Here is a 15,568-nt window from a genome sequence, read left to right as displayed (position 1 = left end):
GATTACTCCACGATGGCCGCGGCTTCCGCCTCGGCCTCAACCGGAGCAGCACCGCCACGACCGAGCAGGTCGGCAATCTTCTTGCCGCGGCGCTGCGCAACCGACTTGGGGCTGGTCTGATCGGTGAGCGCGTCAAATGTCGCGCGGATCATGTTGTAGGGGTTCGAGGTGCCGACCGACTTGGTCACCACGTCGGCAACACCGAGGCTCTCGAAAACGGCGCGCATCGGGCCACCGGCGATGATGCCAGTACCGGCAGGCGCCGAACGGAGGTTGACCTTGCCAGCGCCGAAACGGCCCTTGCCGTCATGGTGCAGGGTGCGGCCTTCCTTGAGCGGAATGCGAACCATGGTCTTCTTGGCCGAAGCGGTCGCCTTGGTGATCGCTTCCGGCACTTCGCGTGCCTTGCCATGGCCGAAGCCAACGCGGCCCTTGCCATCACCGACCACAACAAGCGCGGCAAAACCAAAGCGCTTGCCGCCCTTCACGGTCTTGGAAACGCGGTTGATGTGAACGAGCTTCTCGATCAGCTCCTCGCCACCTTCCTCGTCACGGTTGCCACGACCACGGTCGTCACGGCGGCCACGGCCACCACGATCACCGCCGCGGTCATTGCCGCCACGGCCACGACCACGATCGCCTCCGCGACCACCACGACCCTCGCGGGGGGCGTCGGTACCGGCTGCTTCGGGAGCCACTGCGGCTTCCAGGTTGGTTTCATCAGCCATCTTAGAACTCCAGCCCGTTTTCGCGGGCAGCGTCAGCCAGCGCCTTGACGCGGCCGTGGAACAGGAAGCCGCCGCGATCGAACACGACAGTGGTGATGCCGGCAGCCTTGGCGCGCTCGGCAATGTCCTTGCCAACCTGCGCGGCGGCATCAACCGTGGCACCGATCGCCTTCTGGCCCTTGACGAGGCTGGAGGCGGCAGCGAGCGTCTTGCCCGCAGCGTCGTCGATGATCTGCGCGTAGATGTGCCGGCCGGAACGGTGAACCGAAAGCCGCGGACGGCCACCGGAACGAGCCTTGAGCGCGGTACGGACGCGCTGACGGCGGCGGTCGAAGAGCGAGAGCTTGGCCATTACTTCTTCTTCCCTTCCTTGCGGAAGATGAACTCGCCAGCGTACTTGATACCCTTGCCCTTGTAAGGCTCGGGCTTGCGCCAGCGACGGATCTCGGCGGCCACCTGGCCAACCTTCTGCTTGTCGATACCCGAGATCAACACCGTGGTGTTGTCAGGGGTCTTGATCTCGATACCCTCGGGAATCGCGTAATCGACATCGTGGCTGTAGCCGAGCTGCAGCTTTAGATTGCTGCCCTGCGAGTTGGCACGATAGCCAACGCCGGTGATGTTCAGGGTCTTGGTGTACCCTTCCGTCACGCCGACAACCAGGTTGTCGACCAGCGTACGCTGCATGCCCCAGAACGCCCGGGCAGCCTTGGTGTCGTTCGCCGGCTTCACGATGATCGCGTTGCCGTCCACGGTGTAGCTGATCTCGTCGCGCATGCTGAGCGTGAGCGTGCCCTTGGGGCCCTTCACGGTCAGAACGCCATTCGCGATATCCGCGGTGACGCCGCTCGGGATCGTCACCGGCTTCTTGCCGATGCGGCTCATCAGAACACCTCCGCCAGCACTTCGCCACCGACGTTGGCAGCGCGCGCTTCGGCATCCGAGAGCACGCCCTTCGGCGTCGAGACGATGGTGATGCCGAGGCCGTTGCGCACAACCGGGAGTTCCTTGGAACCCGAGTAGACGCGGCGGCCCGGCTTCGAGACGCGGGCCACGTGCTTGATCGCCGGCTGGCCCTCGAAATACTTCAGCTCGATGCGCAGCTGCGGGTGGGCGCCAGTGGCGTCCTCGCTGAAGCCGCGGATGTAGCCCTCACGCTGGAGAACTTCGAGCACGTGGAGACGCAGCTTCGAAGCGGGCGAAAGGACCGAGTCCTTCTTCGCCTGCTGGCCGTTGCGGATGCGGGTGAGCATATCACCCAGGGGGTCGGTCAGTGCCATCTCGTGATCCTTACCAGCTCGACTTGGTCACGCCGGGGATCATCCCCTTGTTGGCGAGATCGCGCAGCTCGATGCGGCAAAGGCCGAACTTGCGGTAGTAGCCGCGCGGACGACCGGTGGTGTTGCAGCGGTTGCGCACGCGGGTCGGGTTCGCGTTGCGCGGCAGTTCGGCCATCTTGAGGCGGGCGATGAGGCGCTCGGTTTCGTCGAGCTTCTCGTCGGCCGCGACGGCCTTCAGCGAAGCGTACTTCGCCGCGTACTTCTGAACGAGCTTCTTGCGGCGCTCATTCTTGTTGATGGAACTCAGTTTCGCCATGGACTTAAGCTCTCTTCTTCAAAACCATTGGCGAGCCAGTTGGCTCGAGCCGGGAAATCCTCAGGCGGCCTTCTGCTCTTCAGCAGCGTCGCGCGGGAACGGGAAACCGAAGAGACGGAGCAGCTCGCGCGCTTCCTCGTCGGTCTTGGCGGTGGTGGTGACGATGATGTCCATGCCGCGCACCTTCTCGATCTGATCGTAGCTGATCTCCGGGAAGATGATCTGCTCCTTCAGACCCATCGCGTAGTTGCCGCGCCCGTCGAACGACTTCGGGTTCAGACCACGAAAGTCACGGATGCGGGGCATCGCGATAGTGATGAGACGGTCGAGGAACTCGTACATGCGTTCGCGGCGCAGCGTAACCTTGCAACCGATCGGCATGCCTTCACGCAGCTTAAACTGCGCGATAGACTTCTTCGCCTTGGTGATCACCGGCTTCTGGCCCGAGATGAGTTCCATCTCGGCAGCGGCGGTCGTCACCTTCTTCTTGTCCTGGCTCGCCTCGCCCACGCCCATGTTGAGCGTGATCTTGTCGATCTTCGGAATCTCCATGTGGTTCGCATAGCCGAACTTGGCCTGCATCGCGGCAGCGACCTCAGCCTCGTACTTGGCCTTCATGCGGGGCACGTACTTATCAGCCATCGATCGTCTCCCCGGACTTGACGGCCACGCGGACCTTCTTGCCGTCCTTCGTTTCGAAGCGCACGCGGGTCGGCTTGCCGTCCTTGTCAGCAATGCCCACCTTCGAGATGTGCAGCGGAGCCTCACGGCGGTCGATGCCGCCCTGCGGGTTCTCCTGAGTGGGCTTGCGGTGGCGCGCGGCAATATTGATGCCGGCGACGATCACCTTGTCGTCCTTCGGGAGAACCTGGAGCACCGTTCCGGTACGGCCCTTGTCCTTGCCCGAACGGACGACAACAGCGTCACCCTTCTTGATCTTGGCAGCCGACATTACAGCACCTCCGGCGCAAGGCTGATGATCTTCATGAAGCCGCGGGCGCGCAGTTCACGCACCACCGGGCCGAAGATACGGGTGCCGATCGGCTCTTCGTTCTTGCCGACGAGCACAGCGGCATTGGTGTCGAAGCGGATCACGCTGCCATCGGCGCGGCGGACATCCTTGCGGGTACGCACGATCACCGCACGGTGCACGTCGCCCTTTTTGACACGGGCGCGCGGCTGCGCTTCCTTGATCGACACGACGATCACATCGCCGACGCTGGCGAAACGACGCTTCGACCCGCCCAGCACCTTGATGCACTGGACGCGCTTCGCGCCGCTGTTGTCAGCGACTTCGAGATTGGACTGCATCTGGATCATTGATCCGGTTCCTTCTCACTGGCTTGCCGGAACCAGTCCGGCAGTTCCAAAATGGATTGCGACTTAGACGTCGGCTTCGATCGCAGCCGTCTTGCCGGCCTGCACGCGGTCGATCACCTTCCACGTCTTCAGCTTGGAGATCGGCGCAGTCTCTTCGATGCGAACGGTCTCGCCAGCCTTGAACGAGTTGCTCTCGTCGTGGGCGTGGTACTTCTTCGAGCGACGGATGATTTTCCCGTAGAGCGGGTGCTTCACCTTGCGCTCGACCTTGACCACCACGGTCTTGTCAGTCTTGTCCGAGACGATCGTCCCGATCAGAATACGCTTGGGCATAGTCTTTTCCTTACGCCTTGGCCGACTGAGAACGCTCAGTCTGCAGCGTCTTGATACGGGCGATGTCGCGACGGACTTCGCGGATGCGGGCCGGACGCTCGAGCTGGTTGGTCGCCGCCTGGAACCGCAGGTTGAATGCCTCGCGCTTCAGCTCGGCAAGATCCGCCTGAAGTTGATCGTCGGACTTGACGCGCATGTCTTCAAACTTGGCCATCATTCGCCTCCGAGGTGCGAGGTGTCGCCGAGGCGGGCAACGACCTTGGTCTTAATCGGCAGCTTCATCGCAGCGCGGCTGAAAGCCTCAGCCGCGAGCGGGCCGGCAACGCCGTCGAGCTCGAACAGGATGCGACCCGGCTTCACGCGGGCTGCCCAGTATTCGATCGAACCCTTGCCCTTGCCCTGGCGGACTTCAGCAGGCTTCTTCGAAACCGGCACATCCGGGAACACGCGGATCCAGAGACGACCCTGGCGCTTGATGTGGCGGGTGATCGCACGGCGAGCGGCTTCGATCTGGCGAGCGGTAACCCGCTCCGGCTCGAGTGCCTTGAGGCCGTACGAACCGAAGTTCAGGTCGGTGCCACCCTTGGCATCGCCCTTGATCCGGCCCTTGAAGGCCTTGCGGAACTTGGTCTTTTTCGGTTGCAGCATGGTGCTTACTCTACCTTAGCGAGCCGGACGGACGCCGGAGGTTTGAGCCTCCATCATCAGCCGGTCCTGCGCCATGGGATCATGACCAAGGATTTCACCCTTGAAGATCCAGGTCTTGATGCCGATCACGCCATACGCGGTGTGCGCCACAGCTTCGGCATAATCGATGTTCGCGCGCAGCGTATGGAGCGGCACGCGACCCTCGCGGTACCACTCGACGCGGGCGATTTCCGCACCGCCGAGACGACCGCCGCAGGTGATCTTGATGCCTTCGGCACCCAGACGGAGCGCCGACTGGACCGCACGCTTCATCGCGCGGCGGAAAGCCACACGGCGAACGAGCTGATCGGCAATGCCCTGCGCAACGAGCTTGGAATCGATTTCCGGCTTGCGGATCTCGACGATGTTCAGCTTCACATCGCTCGCGGTCATCTTGGCAAGCTGGCTACGCAGCTTCTCGATGTCCGCGCCCTTCTTGCCGATGATGACGCCCGGACGAGCGGCATAGATCGAAACGCGGCACAGCTTCGCGGGACGCTCGATCACGACCTTCGAGATCGCGGCCTGCGGCAGGTGTTCCATGATGAACTTGCGCATGGCAAGGTCTTCACGAAGCAGGTTCTGATAGCTGCGACCTTCCGCGTACCAGCGGCTATCCCAGGTGCGGTTGATCTGCAGACGCAGACCGATGGGGTTCGACTTGTGACCCATGATCAGGCCTCCTCACCAGTAGCCGCTTCGCGAACCACGATCCGCAGGCGCGAGATCGGCTTCAGGATGCGGGTGGACTTGCCGCGACCACGAGTGTGGAAGCGCTTCATCGTGATCGACTTGCCGACCGAAGCCTCAGCGACGACGAGTGCGTCGACATCAAGATTGTGGTTGTTCTCGGCGTTGGCGATCGCCGAGGCGAGCACCTTGCGCGCATCCACAGCCATCGCCTTCTTCGAGAAGGCGAGGATGTTCATGGCGTCTTCAGCGCGCTGGCCGCGGATGAGTGCGGCAACGAGGTTCAGCTTCTGGGCCGAACCGCGGATCTGCGTGCCAACCGAGAGCGCTTCGTTGTCCGCAACGCGGCGCGGGGACTTAGGCTTGCCCATTAGCGCTTGCCCTTCTTGTCAGCGGCGTGGCCGGGGAACGTGCGCGTCGGCGCGAATTCACCAAGCTTGTGGCCGACCATCTCTTCGTTGACCGAGACGGGAATGAACTTGTGCCCGTTGTAGACGTTGAACGTCAGACCAACGAACTGCGGGAGAATGGTCGAACGACGCGACCAGGTCTTGATCGGACCTGCACGCGAACCAACATCCTGAGCCACTTCGGCCTTCTTCAGGAGGTGGAGGTCGACGAAGGGTCCCTTCCAGACGGAACGTGCCATGGGGTGTTACCTCTTCTTCTTCGCGTGACGCGAACGGATGATCATCTTGTCCGTCTGCTTGTTGTGACGGGTACGGGCGCCCTTGGTCGGCTTGCCCCACGGCGTGACCGGATGACGGCCACCCGAGGTGCGGCCTTCACCACCACCGTGCGGGTGATCGACCGGGTTCTTGGCGACACCACGGGTCAGCGGGCGACGACCAAGCCAGCGGCCGCGACCGGCCTTGGCAAGGTTCTGGTTCGAGTTGTCGGGGTTCGAGACCGCGCCAACCGTGCCCATGCAATCGCCGCGCAGGTAGCGCTGCTCGCCCGAGTTCAGGCGAACGATGACCATGCCGCGGTCACGACCGACGAGCTGGACATACGTACCGGCCGAACGAGCGATCTGACCGCCCTTGCCCGGCTTCATCTCCACGTTGTGGATGATGGTGCCGACCGGCATCTGGCTGAGCAGCATCGCGTTGCCCGGCTTCACGTCGGTCTTCTCGCCGGCGACGACAGAGTCGCCGACTGCGAGGCGCTGCGGCGCGAGAATGTAGGTCTGCTCACCGTCCTCGTACTTGACGAGCGCAATGAACGCGGTGCGGTTGGGATCATATTCCAGACGCTCGACGGTCGCGGGCATGTCCCACTTCCGGCGCTTGAAATCGATGAACCGGTAGCGCTGCTTATGACCGCCCGCGATACCGCGGCTGGTCACGTGGCCCTTGTTGTTGCGGCCGCCGGTCTTGCTCTTGCCCTCGGTCAGCGCCTTGACGGGCTTGCCCTTCCACAGCGACGACTTGTCGACGAGGATCAGGCCGCGCCGGGCGGGGCTGGTCGGGTTATAGTTCTTGAGTGCCATGGTCTATGCGCCTCAGATACCGCTGGTGACGTCGATCGACTGGCCGGGAGCCAGCGTCACAACCGCCTTCTTGAAGTCCGAACGCTTGTAAGGTGAACCCTTCCAGCGCTTGGTCTTGCCCTCCTGGTTCAGCGTGTTCACCTTGGTGACCTTCACGTCGAACAGGGCTTCAACCGCAGCCTTGATCTCCGTCTTGGTGGCCTTGCCGGCAACCTTGAAGACCACGGCGTTATGCTCGCTGAGCAGCGTCGCCTTTTCGGTGATGTGGGGAGCCACGATCACGTCGTAGTGACGCGTGTCGATTGCGTCCTTAGCCATTGAAACGCGCCTCCAGCTTTTCGACCGCAGCGCGCGTCAGCACCAGCGTATCATGCTTCAGGATGTCGTAGACGTTGGCGCCCATCGCCGGGAGCACGTTGACCCCGATGATGTTGCGAGCGGCACGGGCGAAGTTGTCGTTCACCGCTTCGCCGTCGATCACCAGCACCTTCTTGCCGAAGCCTGCCTTGGCAAGCGTCGCAGCAAGCGTGGCGGTCTTGCCATCGGTGTCGAGAGTGTCGACCACGACGAGGCTGCGACCGTCGGCCAGAGCCTTGGTCGAGAGCGCCATCTTCAGACCGAGTGCGCGCAGCTTCTTGTTGAGCGAGGGGTTGAAGTCACGGACGCGGGGACCGTGCGCCTTACCACCGCCGATGAAGATCGGAGCAGCACGATCGCCGTGACGAGCGCCACCGCCGCCCTTCTGGTTGCCCAGCTTCTTACCGGTGCGAGCCACTTCCGAACGCTCACGAGCAGCACGGGCAGTGCCGCGACGCTTTTCGAGCTGCCAGGTGACAACGCGGTGCATGATGTCGGCGCGCGGAGCGACACCGAACACGGCATCCGAAAGCTCGGCTTCGCCGGCTGCGGTGCCATCGAGATTGAGGACCTGAACCTTCACGACTTAGCCCTCCTGACCATCGACGGTGGTGCTGGCAGCCGCGGTGTCTTCCGCGGGAGTGTCGGCAGCCGCCGTGGTGTCGTTGCTGTTGGCAGCCTGCTTGAGGCCGGCCGGATACGGCGCTTCAGCGTGACGGTCGAGCTTCACCGCATCGCGGACGAGCAGCCAGCCATTCTTCGAACCAGGGACCGAGCCCTTGACGAAGATCAGGCCGCGCTCGTCGTCGGTGCGGACGATCTCGAGGTTCTGCTGGGTGCGCTGACGGTCGCCCATGTGGCCGGCCATCTTCTTGTTCTTGAACACGCGACCCGGATCCTGGCGGTTACCCGTCGAACCGTGGGCACGGTGAGTGATCGACACACCGTGGGTGGCGCGCATACCACCGAAGCCCCAACGCTTCATGGCGCCGGCAAAGCCCTTGCCCTGCGTGTGACCGGTGATGTCGACATACTGGCCGGGCACGAAGTGCGAGGCAGCGATGGTCGAGCCGACTTCGAGCAGCGCGTCTTCGGCGACGCGGAACTCGGCGACTTCCATCTTCAGTTCGACCTCAGCCTTGGCGAAGTGCTCGCGCTGCGGCTTGGCGACGTTCTTCTGCTTGGCCTGACCAGCGCCGAGCTGAACCGCGACGTAACCGTCACGTTCTTCGGTGCGGACCGAGACCACCTGGCAATTTTCAAGCGCCAGAACGGTAACCGGCACGTGCCGTCCGTCGTCCTGGAACACTCGGGTCATCCCGAGCTTTTTAACGATCACGCCGGTGCGCATGACCATACTCCTTACAGAGGCCTTGCGAGGACCATCCCCGCGAGGCGTGTTCAGCCCGTATGTGAAACGCGCCCCGTCCGGGCTGAGTGCTTCTGCCCGGAGGGCGGAAGCGAACGGGGGACGCTTGCCCGGCTCAGTGCTCCCTAGGGAAGCGGCGCCGGAGGTATCCCATTGTCCGAGAGGCTCAATACCTCTTAAACTCTGGTGCTTCCGCCTTGCAGCGGCAGCGAATTCTTACGCGAGCTTGATCTCGACGTTGACGCCAGCGGCGAGATCGAGCTTCATCAGCGCGTCCACGGTGGCGGCATTGGGCTGCACGATGTCGAGCAGCCGCTTGTAGGTGCGAACCTCGAACTGCTCGCGCGACTTCTTGTCGACGTGCGGACCGCGGTTGACGCAGAACTTCTCGATGCGCGTAGGCAGCGGAATGGGGCCCCGGATCAGCGCGCCGGTGCGGCGAGCGGTGTCAGCGATTTCGCCGGTTGCCTGATCGAGCACGCGATGATCGAAGGCTTTGAGGCGAATGCGGATATTCTGGGCGTCCATGTCCGTTTACCGATGCGAAAGAGCTAAAACAAAAAGACCAGCCGCTCCACCCTCTCACCCTGCCCCAGCTGTTGAAGCGAGGAGAAAGCGGGCCGCTGATCCGTAAAAACCGGACCGGCGGGAGAGCGAATCTCCCGCCGGTGCGCGGCCTATATTACTTCGTGATCTTGCTGACAACCCCCGAACCGACGGTACGGCCACCTTCGCGGATCGCGAAGCGCAGACCTTCGTCCATCGCGATCGGCGCGATGAGACGGACCGACAGGGTCAGGTTGTCGCCGGGCATCACCATCTCGGTGCCCTCGGGAAGGATCACTTCGCCGGTGACGTCGGTGGTGCGGAAGTAGAACTGCGGGCGGTAGTTGGCGAAGAACGGCGTGTGACGGCCACCTTCATCCTTCGACAGCACGTAGACCTCAGCCGAGAACTCGGTGTGCGGCGTGACCGAACCGGGCTTGGCCAGAACCTGGCCGCGCTCGACGTCTTCACGCTTCACGCCGCGGACCAGCGCACCGATGTTGTCGCCAGCTTCGCCCTGATCGAGCAGCTTGCGGAACATTTCGACGCCGGTGACCACGGTCTTGGCGGTGTCCTTGAGGCCGACGATCTCGACTTCTTCACCAACCTTGACGATGCCGGTCTCGACGCGGCCGGTCACAACCGTACCACGGCCCGAGATCGAGAACACGTCTTCGACGGGCATCAGGAAGGGCTTGTCGGTCGGGCGCGGCGGCTGCGGGATGTAGCTGTCGACAGCGGCCATGAGCTCGTTGATCGAGTTCTTGCCGATGTTGTCGTCACGGCCTTCGAGAGCGGCCAGAGCCGAACCCTTGACGATCGGAATATCGTCGCCCGGGAAGTCGTACGACGAGAGCAGCTCGCGCACTTCCAGCTCGACGAGCTCGAGGATTTCCTCGTCGTCAACCTGATCGACCTTGTTCATGTACACGACCAGCGCCGGCACGCCGACCTGGCGGGCAAGCAGGATGTGCTCGCGGGTCTGCGGCATCGGGCCGTCAGCAGCGTTCACGACCAGGATCGCGCCGTCCATCTGGGCGGCACCGGTGATCATGTTCTTCACGTAGTCGGCGTGACCCGGGCAGTCGACGTGCGCGTAGTGACGGTTGGCAGTCTCGTACTCGACGTGGGCAGTCGAGATGGTGATGCCGCGCTCGCGCTCTTCCGGAGCCTTGTCGATGTTCGCGTAGTCGGTGAACGTCGCGCCGCCGGTCTCGGCGAGCACCTTGGTGATCGCCGCCGTCAGGGTGGTCTTGCCATGGTCGACGTGACCGATGGTGCCGATGTTGCAGTGCGGCTTGGTCCGCTCAAACTTAGCCTTGGCCATTGCTCAAACCTTCTTCTTTGAAATTGCAGATACTGCGGGAAAGAGACGGCGCCCGCTGAATCAGGCGCCGCCCGTAGATTGATCCGCTTGCTTATGCAAGCCCGCCGTCCTCCTGAAATTCGCCCGAGGGACGAATTGCCGGAGAAGAGCGCTTACGCCATCTTCGCCTTGATCTCGGTCGCGACGTTCGGCGGGACCTCGTCGTAGTGATCGAAGAACATCGAGTAGTTCGCACGTCCCTGGGTGAACGAGCGCAGTTGGTTCACGTAGCCGAACATGTTCGCCAGCGGGACCATGGCGACCACAGTCTGGGCATTGCCCCGGCTGTCGGTACCCTGGATCTGGCCGCGCCGCGAGTTGATGTCGCCGATCACGTCGCCGAGGTATTCCTCCGGCGTGATCACCTCGACCTTCATGATCGGCTCGAGCAGCTTGATCCCCGACTTCTGAGCCACTTCGCGCATTGCGGCGCGGGCGCAGATTTCGAAGGCCAGTGCCGACGAGTCGACGTCGTGGTAGGCGCCGTCGTAAAGCAGGACTTCGAAGTCGATGATCGGGAAGCCGATCAGCGAGCCGGTTTCAGCGGTTTCGCGGAAGCCCTTTTCGATCGCGGGGATGTATTCCTTCGGAATGTTGCCGCCCTTGATCTCGTCCTTGAAGACGAAGCCCGAACCGCGCTCGCCCGGCGTGACCTTGACCTTCACGCGGCCGAACTGGCCCGTACCGCCCGACTGCTTCTTGTGGGTGTAGTCCACGTCCACCGGCTTGCCGAGGTATTCACGGTAGGCCACCTGCGGCGCGCCGACGTTGGCCTCGACCTTGAACTCGCGCTTCATGCGATCGACGATGATGTCGAGGTGCAGTTCGCCCATGCCCTTGATGATGGTCTGGCCCGATTCATGGTCGGTCGACACGCGGAACGAGGGATCCTCAGCCGAGAGACGGTTGAGCGCGATGCCCATCTTCTCCTGGTCGGCCTTGGTCTTGGGTTCCACCGAAAGCTCGATGACAGGCTCGGGGAATTCCATGCGCTCGAGCACGATCGGGAACCGCTCGGCGCACAGCGTGTCACCGGTGGTGGTTTCCTTCATGCCCGCCAGAGCCACGATGTCGCCCGCGAAGGCTTCGTCGATGTCCTTGCGGTCATTGGCGTGCATTTCGAGAATGCGGCCGACCTTCTCCTTCTTGTCCTTCACCGAGTTCAGGTAGGTGCCCTTGGTGAGCGAACCCGAATAGATGCGGATGAAGGTGAGGCTGCCGACGAACGGATCGTTCATCACCTTGAACGCGAGCGCCGAGAACGGTGCGTCGTCCTTGGCCGGACGGCTGTCCTTCTCGTCGCTGTCCATCTTGACGCCCTGGACGTCTTCGATGTCGAGCGGCGAAGGCAAATAGTCGACCACGGCGTCGAGCAGGGGCTGGACACCCTTGTTCTTGAACGCCGAACCGCAGACCACCGGCACGAAGGCATGGCCCAGCGTACCCTTGCGGATGCAGGCCTTGAGTGTCGCGACGTCAGGCTCGTTGCCTTCGAGATAGGCTTCCATCGCCTCGTCGTCCTGCTCGACCGCGAGTTCGATCAGTTCCTGACGATAGATCGCGGCTTCATCAGCCAGATCAGCCGGAATGTCCTCGTAGAAGAACTCGGCGCCGAGCGATTCGTCCTTCCAGATGATCGCGCGGTTGTGAACGAGGTCGACCAGACCGCGCAGTTCCGATTCCATGCCGATCGGAATGTAGAGCACGGCAGGCTTCGCACCGAGGCGATCGATGATCGACTGCACGCAGTACTTGAAGTTCGCACCGGTGCGGTCGAGCTTGTTGATGAAGCACATGCGCGGCACGCCGTACTTGTCAGCCTGGCGCCACACCGTTTCCGACTGCGGCTCAACGCCGGCGACGCCGTCAAAGCAGGCCACCGCGCCGTCGAGCACGCGCAGCGAACGCTCGACTTCAATGGTGAAGTCGACGTGCCCGGGGGTGTCGATGATGTTGATGCGGTATTCCTGGCCCTTGCCGCTGTCCGCCTTCCAGAAGCAGGTTGTTGCGGCGGACGTGATCGTGATGCCGCGCTCCTGCTCCTGCTCCATCCAGTCCATGGTTGCGGCGCCGTCGTGGACTTCGCCGATCTTGTAGGACTTGCCGGTGTAGTAGAGGATGCGCTCTGTCGTCGTGGTCTTGCCGGCGTCGATGTGCGCCATGATGCCAATGTTGCGATAGAGCTCGAGCGGATGGCTGCGGGCCATGGGAGGTTCCTTGGGTTCGGGAGGGGCCGGATGGTTCCGGCCCGCCCCATAGTGCTTTTAGCGTGACCGTTTCAAGACGACCGCTTTACGAGCGGCCCCCTTGGGCAACGCGCCTCTTACCAGCGATAGTGGCTGAAGGCGCGGTTGGCGTCGGCCATGCGGTGAGTATCTTCACGCTTCTTGACAGCGTTGCCGCGGTTGTTGGCAGCATCGAGCAGCTCGGCCGAAAGGCGGGCAGCCATCGTGGTTTCGCTGCGGTTGCGCGCGGCGGTGATGAGCCAGCGGATGGCCAGCGCCTGGGCGCGCTCGGTGCGCACTTCGACGGGGACCTGATAGGTCGCACCACCAACGCGGCGGCTGCGGACTTCGATCTGCGGCTTCACGTTGTTCAGCGCATCGTGGAACAGCTGCAGCGGATCCGCCTTGGCGCGGGTCTGCATGGTTTCCATGGCACCGTAGACGATGCTTTCAGCGACCGACTTCTTCCCGTCGAGCATGAGGTTGTTCATGAACTTCGAGAGGATCTGATCGTTGAACTTCGGATCAGGCAGGATTTCCCGCTTTTCGGGACGACGACGACGAGACATATTCTGTACTCCTGCGGAGCGGAGCGCCCCTCACGGGATGCGCTCTGCGGCTCCGACCCAGATGAGACTTACTTCGGACGCTTGGCGCCGTACTTCGAACGCGACTGCTTGCGATCCTTGACACCCTGGGTATCGAGAACGCCGCGCAGGACGTGGTAGCGCACGCCCGGAAGGTCGCGCACACGGCCGCCGCGGATAAGCACGACCGAGTGCTCCTGCAGGTTGTGGCCTTCGCCCGGGATGTACGAGATGACTTCGCGGCTGTTCGTCAGGCGGATCTTGGCCACCTTGCGCAGCGCCGAGTTCGGCTTCTTCGGGGTCGTCGTGTAGACGCGGGTGCAAACACCGCGCTTCTGCGGGTTCTGCTCCATCGCAGGGACCTTGGACTTGGTCTTCTGCGGTTCGCGGCCCTTGCGGACCAGCTGGTTGATCGTAGGCATGAAGTACTCTTCACCTTGGTTGCGGGCGCGGCAGGAACCAGGTGAAGGCTTGCGGAAAATCTCATCCAGCCCTGGGCAAGGCCGAAAAGGCCTCGCACCGAAGTGCTGCATGAGCCGAAAACGCTCCACCCGAAGCAAGTCGCCACCGGGTTACTTTGACGGCTGACGGCGTAGCTTGAGCCTCAGCCCTCGATTCGGGGGCTTGGGACCAAACACAAGAGGGACCCGCGAATGGCAGCAAAACCGCCCTCGAGGCCCCACTTGCCGCGCACCGGCAATGTTCAGCTCTGTTGAACCGATTGGCCATAGGGCCGCTCGAGACGTCGCGCCCTTAGGCCGGAACCGCCCGCTGGTCAAGCATCAAGCCGCCAGCGGACGGGAAACCGGGCCTATTCCGCCGCCTCGGCAAGGGGTGGCATGGTGCGCCGGAGGATCGCCCCAACCGAGTGATCGAGCATGGCGAGCGCCACATGCAGCCAGTCATCCATCGCGGCAAGTCCGCGCGCCGAAAGTCTCACGAAGGTGCGACGCCCGTCGCGCCCATCCTCCTCGCGCTCGACAAGCCCGCGAGCCTCGAGGATGCGGAGCCAGCGCAGCGCGGTCGTCGGGGGGACATTGGCCCCGATGCAGGCGCTGGTCGTGGGCACGGGTCGATCCTCACGGGTCGCGACATAAAGATCGAGCAGGATGTCCCAGGTCGGTTCCCCGAACAGGTCGCCGGGCAAATGGCGGTCTCGTCTGCGTCGGATCGCGTATGTCTCTCGCGCAAAGCAGAGCAGCGCTTCGGGCGTGATCCGCGCCGACGCTGCATGCAGACCGGCCGCCAATGAAGACGTCATCTCCGGCACGGCAGCACGGCGAACGTCGGCAGCCGGGTCCTGCGCTGCAATCGCCTCGGCATGCACGGCAGGATTGGCGCGGCGCAACGCGGCGCGGCGGCGGCCACGGTCGTGGCGGCGAATGAGGCGCCCGCTCATGCAAGCCGCCACGAATGATAGCGGCCAATGCGGCGCTGGCGCTCGACGTGCGCGCCCGTGCCGATTGCCAGCACGGCCAACTGGAACAGGAAAGGCATTTGCGTCATCGTCCAGTAGGCTCGGCGGACCATGTCCACTTCCCAGAGTTTTGCGACGTGGCCGAGCACGACGAGGACCTGCGAGGCAGAAACCCACAGTGGCCAGCCGCGATTGGCGTAGAGCGCAACCCAGAGCAGCGTGAAGAAAGCCCAGGAATCGATCACCAGGTGTCCCGGGTTGACCGTGTACCAGGCCGGATCGCCGAACAGCATATGATTGCCCACATCCAGTGCGAATGTGGAAAGCAGCACAGTCGCCACCAGTTGTTCCGGTTCGTCACCCTTGCGGGCCGCGAACAGCACGGTAGCGATCAGCGCAATACGAAGGATCCAGAGCCACGCCATGACCGGTCAGGATCCCCAAGTGACGGTCAGGGCTGACATCACGCCACCTCGGGCACGGCTGCCAATTCCGCGGCATCAAGGCCGGTACCTTCAAGCAGAGCAGCCGGCGGGCAGGCATCGTTGCCGCCGCAGGTCTCGAGCGAGATCGTGCTGAGCCGGCCATGGACGCGGGCGAGTTCGCCACCGGCATCGAGCATCGCCTGCTGGCTCTTGAGCAAGCGCATCAGCGCATCCTGGCCGAGGAAGGGCGCAACGCCGGTCTCGCGCCGGGCGCCGACCATGGTCTGCAGCAGCTGCGCCTGGCGCACCAGCGCCTCGTCGAGCGCGGCTTCAGCCTGATGCAGATCGCGGGCAATCCGCAACTGCGCCACGGCAAGTGGCATTTCAGGCGCAATTCGATTAGAAAAAGCAGTCATCAAAGTCTCTCCAT

General features: G+C 63.2%; 26 protein-coding genes. All 26 read right to left on the bottom strand.

Annotated features, from left to right (window positions below):
- Positions 1-2 precede the first annotated feature (2 nt).
- The 26 genes from rpsE to NSE01_RS08100 all read right to left on the bottom strand — a co-directional run bounded on the left by rpsE (position 3) and on the right by NSE01_RS08100 (position 15,554).
- The gene (gene rpsE / locus NSE01_RS08225; RefSeq protein WP_147159121.1) at positions 3-728 is read right to left on the bottom strand and encodes a 30S ribosomal protein S5; all 726 of its coding nucleotides are present in this window, start codon (positions 726-728) and stop codon (positions 3-5) included.
- 1 nt (position 729) lies between these two features.
- The gene (rplR, locus tag NSE01_RS08220; RefSeq protein ID WP_054121085.1) at positions 730-1,080 is read right to left on the bottom strand and encodes a 50S ribosomal protein L18; all 351 of its coding nucleotides are present in this window, start codon (positions 1,078-1,080) and stop codon (positions 730-732) included.
- Positions 1,080-1,613: a 50S ribosomal protein L6 gene (gene rplF / locus NSE01_RS08215; protein WP_147159120.1), complete on the bottom strand. Its 534-nt coding sequence runs from the start codon at positions 1,611-1,613 to the stop codon at positions 1,080-1,082. Before rplF ends, rplR begins: the two co-directional genes overlap by 1 nt.
- Entirely contained in the window at positions 1,613-2,008 is a 396-nt protein-coding gene (rpsH, locus tag NSE01_RS08210; RefSeq protein WP_054121083.1) for a 30S ribosomal protein S8, read from the bottom strand. Before rpsH ends, rplF begins: the two co-directional genes overlap by 1 nt.
- Positions 2,009-2,018: 10 nt before the next feature.
- A complete protein-coding gene (gene rpsN, locus NSE01_RS08205; protein ID WP_147159119.1) occupies positions 2,019-2,324 on the bottom strand; it encodes a 30S ribosomal protein S14 in 306 nt (101 codons plus the stop codon).
- Between the two features lie 60 nt (positions 2,325-2,384).
- Positions 2,385-2,966, bottom strand: a complete 582-nt coding sequence (gene rplE / locus NSE01_RS08200) for a 50S ribosomal protein L5 (RefSeq protein WP_147159118.1) — start codon at positions 2,964-2,966, stop codon at positions 2,385-2,387.
- Positions 2,959-3,276, bottom strand: coding sequence for a 50S ribosomal protein L24 (gene rplX, locus NSE01_RS08195; protein ID WP_147159117.1), 318 nt, complete (start codon positions 3,274-3,276; stop codon positions 2,959-2,961). Before rplX ends, rplE begins: the two co-directional genes overlap by 8 nt.
- The gene (gene rplN, locus NSE01_RS08190) at positions 3,276-3,644 is read right to left on the bottom strand and encodes a 50S ribosomal protein L14 (RefSeq protein WP_054121079.1); all 369 of its coding nucleotides are present in this window, start codon (positions 3,642-3,644) and stop codon (positions 3,276-3,278) included. The genes rplX and rplN overlap by 1 nt, the downstream gene beginning before the upstream one ends.
- Positions 3,645-3,707: 63 nt before the next feature.
- Positions 3,708-3,977 carry a 30S ribosomal protein S17 gene (gene rpsQ / locus NSE01_RS08185; RefSeq protein ID WP_147159116.1) on the bottom strand — a complete coding sequence of 90 codons (270 nt, stop codon included), beginning with the start codon at positions 3,975-3,977 and terminating at the stop codon, positions 3,708-3,710.
- A 10-nt stretch (positions 3,978-3,987) separates the two neighbouring features.
- On the bottom strand, positions 3,988-4,194 hold the full coding sequence (rpmC, locus tag NSE01_RS08180; protein WP_067913299.1) for a 50S ribosomal protein L29: 207 nt from the start codon (positions 4,192-4,194) through the stop codon (positions 3,988-3,990).
- Positions 4,191-4,625, bottom strand: a complete 435-nt coding sequence (gene rplP / locus NSE01_RS08175) for a 50S ribosomal protein L16 (RefSeq protein ID WP_054121077.1) — start codon at positions 4,623-4,625, stop codon at positions 4,191-4,193. The genes rpmC and rplP overlap by 4 nt, the downstream gene beginning before the upstream one ends.
- A 15-nt stretch (positions 4,626-4,640) precedes the next feature.
- Positions 4,641-5,336, bottom strand: a complete 696-nt coding sequence (gene rpsC / locus NSE01_RS08170; protein ID WP_147159115.1) for a 30S ribosomal protein S3 — start codon at positions 5,334-5,336, stop codon at positions 4,641-4,643.
- A 2-nt stretch (positions 5,337-5,338) separates the two neighbouring features.
- Positions 5,339-5,725, bottom strand: coding sequence for a 50S ribosomal protein L22 (gene rplV / locus NSE01_RS08165; RefSeq protein WP_147159114.1), 387 nt, complete (start codon positions 5,723-5,725; stop codon positions 5,339-5,341).
- Positions 5,725-6,003: a 30S ribosomal protein S19 gene (rpsS, locus tag NSE01_RS08160; RefSeq protein WP_067913284.1), complete on the bottom strand. Its 279-nt coding sequence runs from the start codon at positions 6,001-6,003 to the stop codon at positions 5,725-5,727. The genes rplV and rpsS overlap by 1 nt, the downstream gene beginning before the upstream one ends.
- 6 nt (positions 6,004-6,009) lie before the next feature.
- Positions 6,010-6,846 carry a 50S ribosomal protein L2 gene (gene rplB, locus NSE01_RS08155; protein WP_147159113.1) on the bottom strand — a complete coding sequence of 279 codons (837 nt, stop codon included), beginning with the start codon at positions 6,844-6,846 and terminating at the stop codon, positions 6,010-6,012.
- A 12-nt stretch (positions 6,847-6,858) separates the two neighbouring features.
- On the bottom strand, positions 6,859-7,164 hold the full coding sequence (locus NSE01_RS08150) for a 50S ribosomal protein L23 (protein WP_147159112.1): 306 nt from the start codon (positions 7,162-7,164) through the stop codon (positions 6,859-6,861).
- Positions 7,157-7,786, bottom strand: a complete 630-nt coding sequence (rplD, locus tag NSE01_RS08145; RefSeq protein WP_147159111.1) for a 50S ribosomal protein L4 — start codon at positions 7,784-7,786, stop codon at positions 7,157-7,159. The genes NSE01_RS08150 and rplD overlap by 8 nt, the downstream gene beginning before the upstream one ends.
- Positions 7,787-7,789: 3 nt before the next feature.
- Positions 7,790-8,554 carry a 50S ribosomal protein L3 gene (rplC, locus tag NSE01_RS08140; RefSeq protein ID WP_147159110.1) on the bottom strand — a complete coding sequence of 255 codons (765 nt, stop codon included), beginning with the start codon at positions 8,552-8,554 and terminating at the stop codon, positions 7,790-7,792.
- A 234-nt stretch (positions 8,555-8,788) separates the two neighbouring features.
- The gene (gene rpsJ, locus NSE01_RS08135) at positions 8,789-9,100 is read right to left on the bottom strand and encodes a 30S ribosomal protein S10 (protein ID WP_028639306.1); all 312 of its coding nucleotides are present in this window, start codon (positions 9,098-9,100) and stop codon (positions 8,789-8,791) included.
- Positions 9,101-9,254: 154 nt separating this feature from the next.
- Positions 9,255-10,445 carry an elongation factor Tu gene (tuf, locus tag NSE01_RS08130; protein ID WP_147159109.1) on the bottom strand — a complete coding sequence of 397 codons (1,191 nt, stop codon included), beginning with the start codon at positions 10,443-10,445 and terminating at the stop codon, positions 9,255-9,257.
- A 152-nt stretch (positions 10,446-10,597) separates the two neighbouring features.
- Positions 10,598-12,691, bottom strand: a complete 2,094-nt coding sequence (fusA, locus tag NSE01_RS08125; protein WP_147159108.1) for an elongation factor G — start codon at positions 12,689-12,691, stop codon at positions 10,598-10,600.
- A gap of 116 nt (positions 12,692-12,807) precedes the next feature.
- Entirely contained in the window at positions 12,808-13,278 is a 471-nt protein-coding gene (rpsG, locus tag NSE01_RS08120; protein WP_147159107.1) for a 30S ribosomal protein S7, read from the bottom strand.
- 68 nt (positions 13,279-13,346) lie between these two features.
- Complete coding sequence (gene rpsL, locus NSE01_RS08115) at positions 13,347-13,718, bottom strand: 30S ribosomal protein S12 (RefSeq protein ID WP_054121067.1); 372 nt, start codon at positions 13,716-13,718, stop codon at positions 13,347-13,349.
- 389 nt (positions 13,719-14,107) lie between these two features.
- The gene (locus NSE01_RS08110) at positions 14,108-14,695 is read right to left on the bottom strand and encodes a winged helix DNA-binding protein (protein ID WP_246135101.1); all 588 of its coding nucleotides are present in this window, start codon (positions 14,693-14,695) and stop codon (positions 14,108-14,110) included.
- Positions 14,692-15,138, bottom strand: a complete 447-nt coding sequence (locus tag NSE01_RS08105; RefSeq protein ID WP_147159106.1) for a hypothetical protein — start codon at positions 15,136-15,138, stop codon at positions 14,692-14,694. The genes NSE01_RS08110 and NSE01_RS08105 overlap by 4 nt, the downstream gene beginning before the upstream one ends.
- Before the next feature lie 38 nt (positions 15,139-15,176).
- Entirely contained in the window at positions 15,177-15,554 is a 378-nt protein-coding gene (locus NSE01_RS08100) for a hypothetical protein (RefSeq protein ID WP_246135100.1), read from the bottom strand.
- Positions 15,555-15,568: the final 14 nt, after the last annotated feature.

Origin of the sequence: Novosphingobium sediminis, assembly GCF_007991615.1 — a bacterium.
Taxonomy (GTDB): Bacteria; Pseudomonadota; Alphaproteobacteria; order Sphingomonadales; family Sphingomonadaceae; genus Novosphingobium; species Novosphingobium sediminis.
This window is presented reverse-complemented; position numbering and strand designations above follow the sequence as displayed.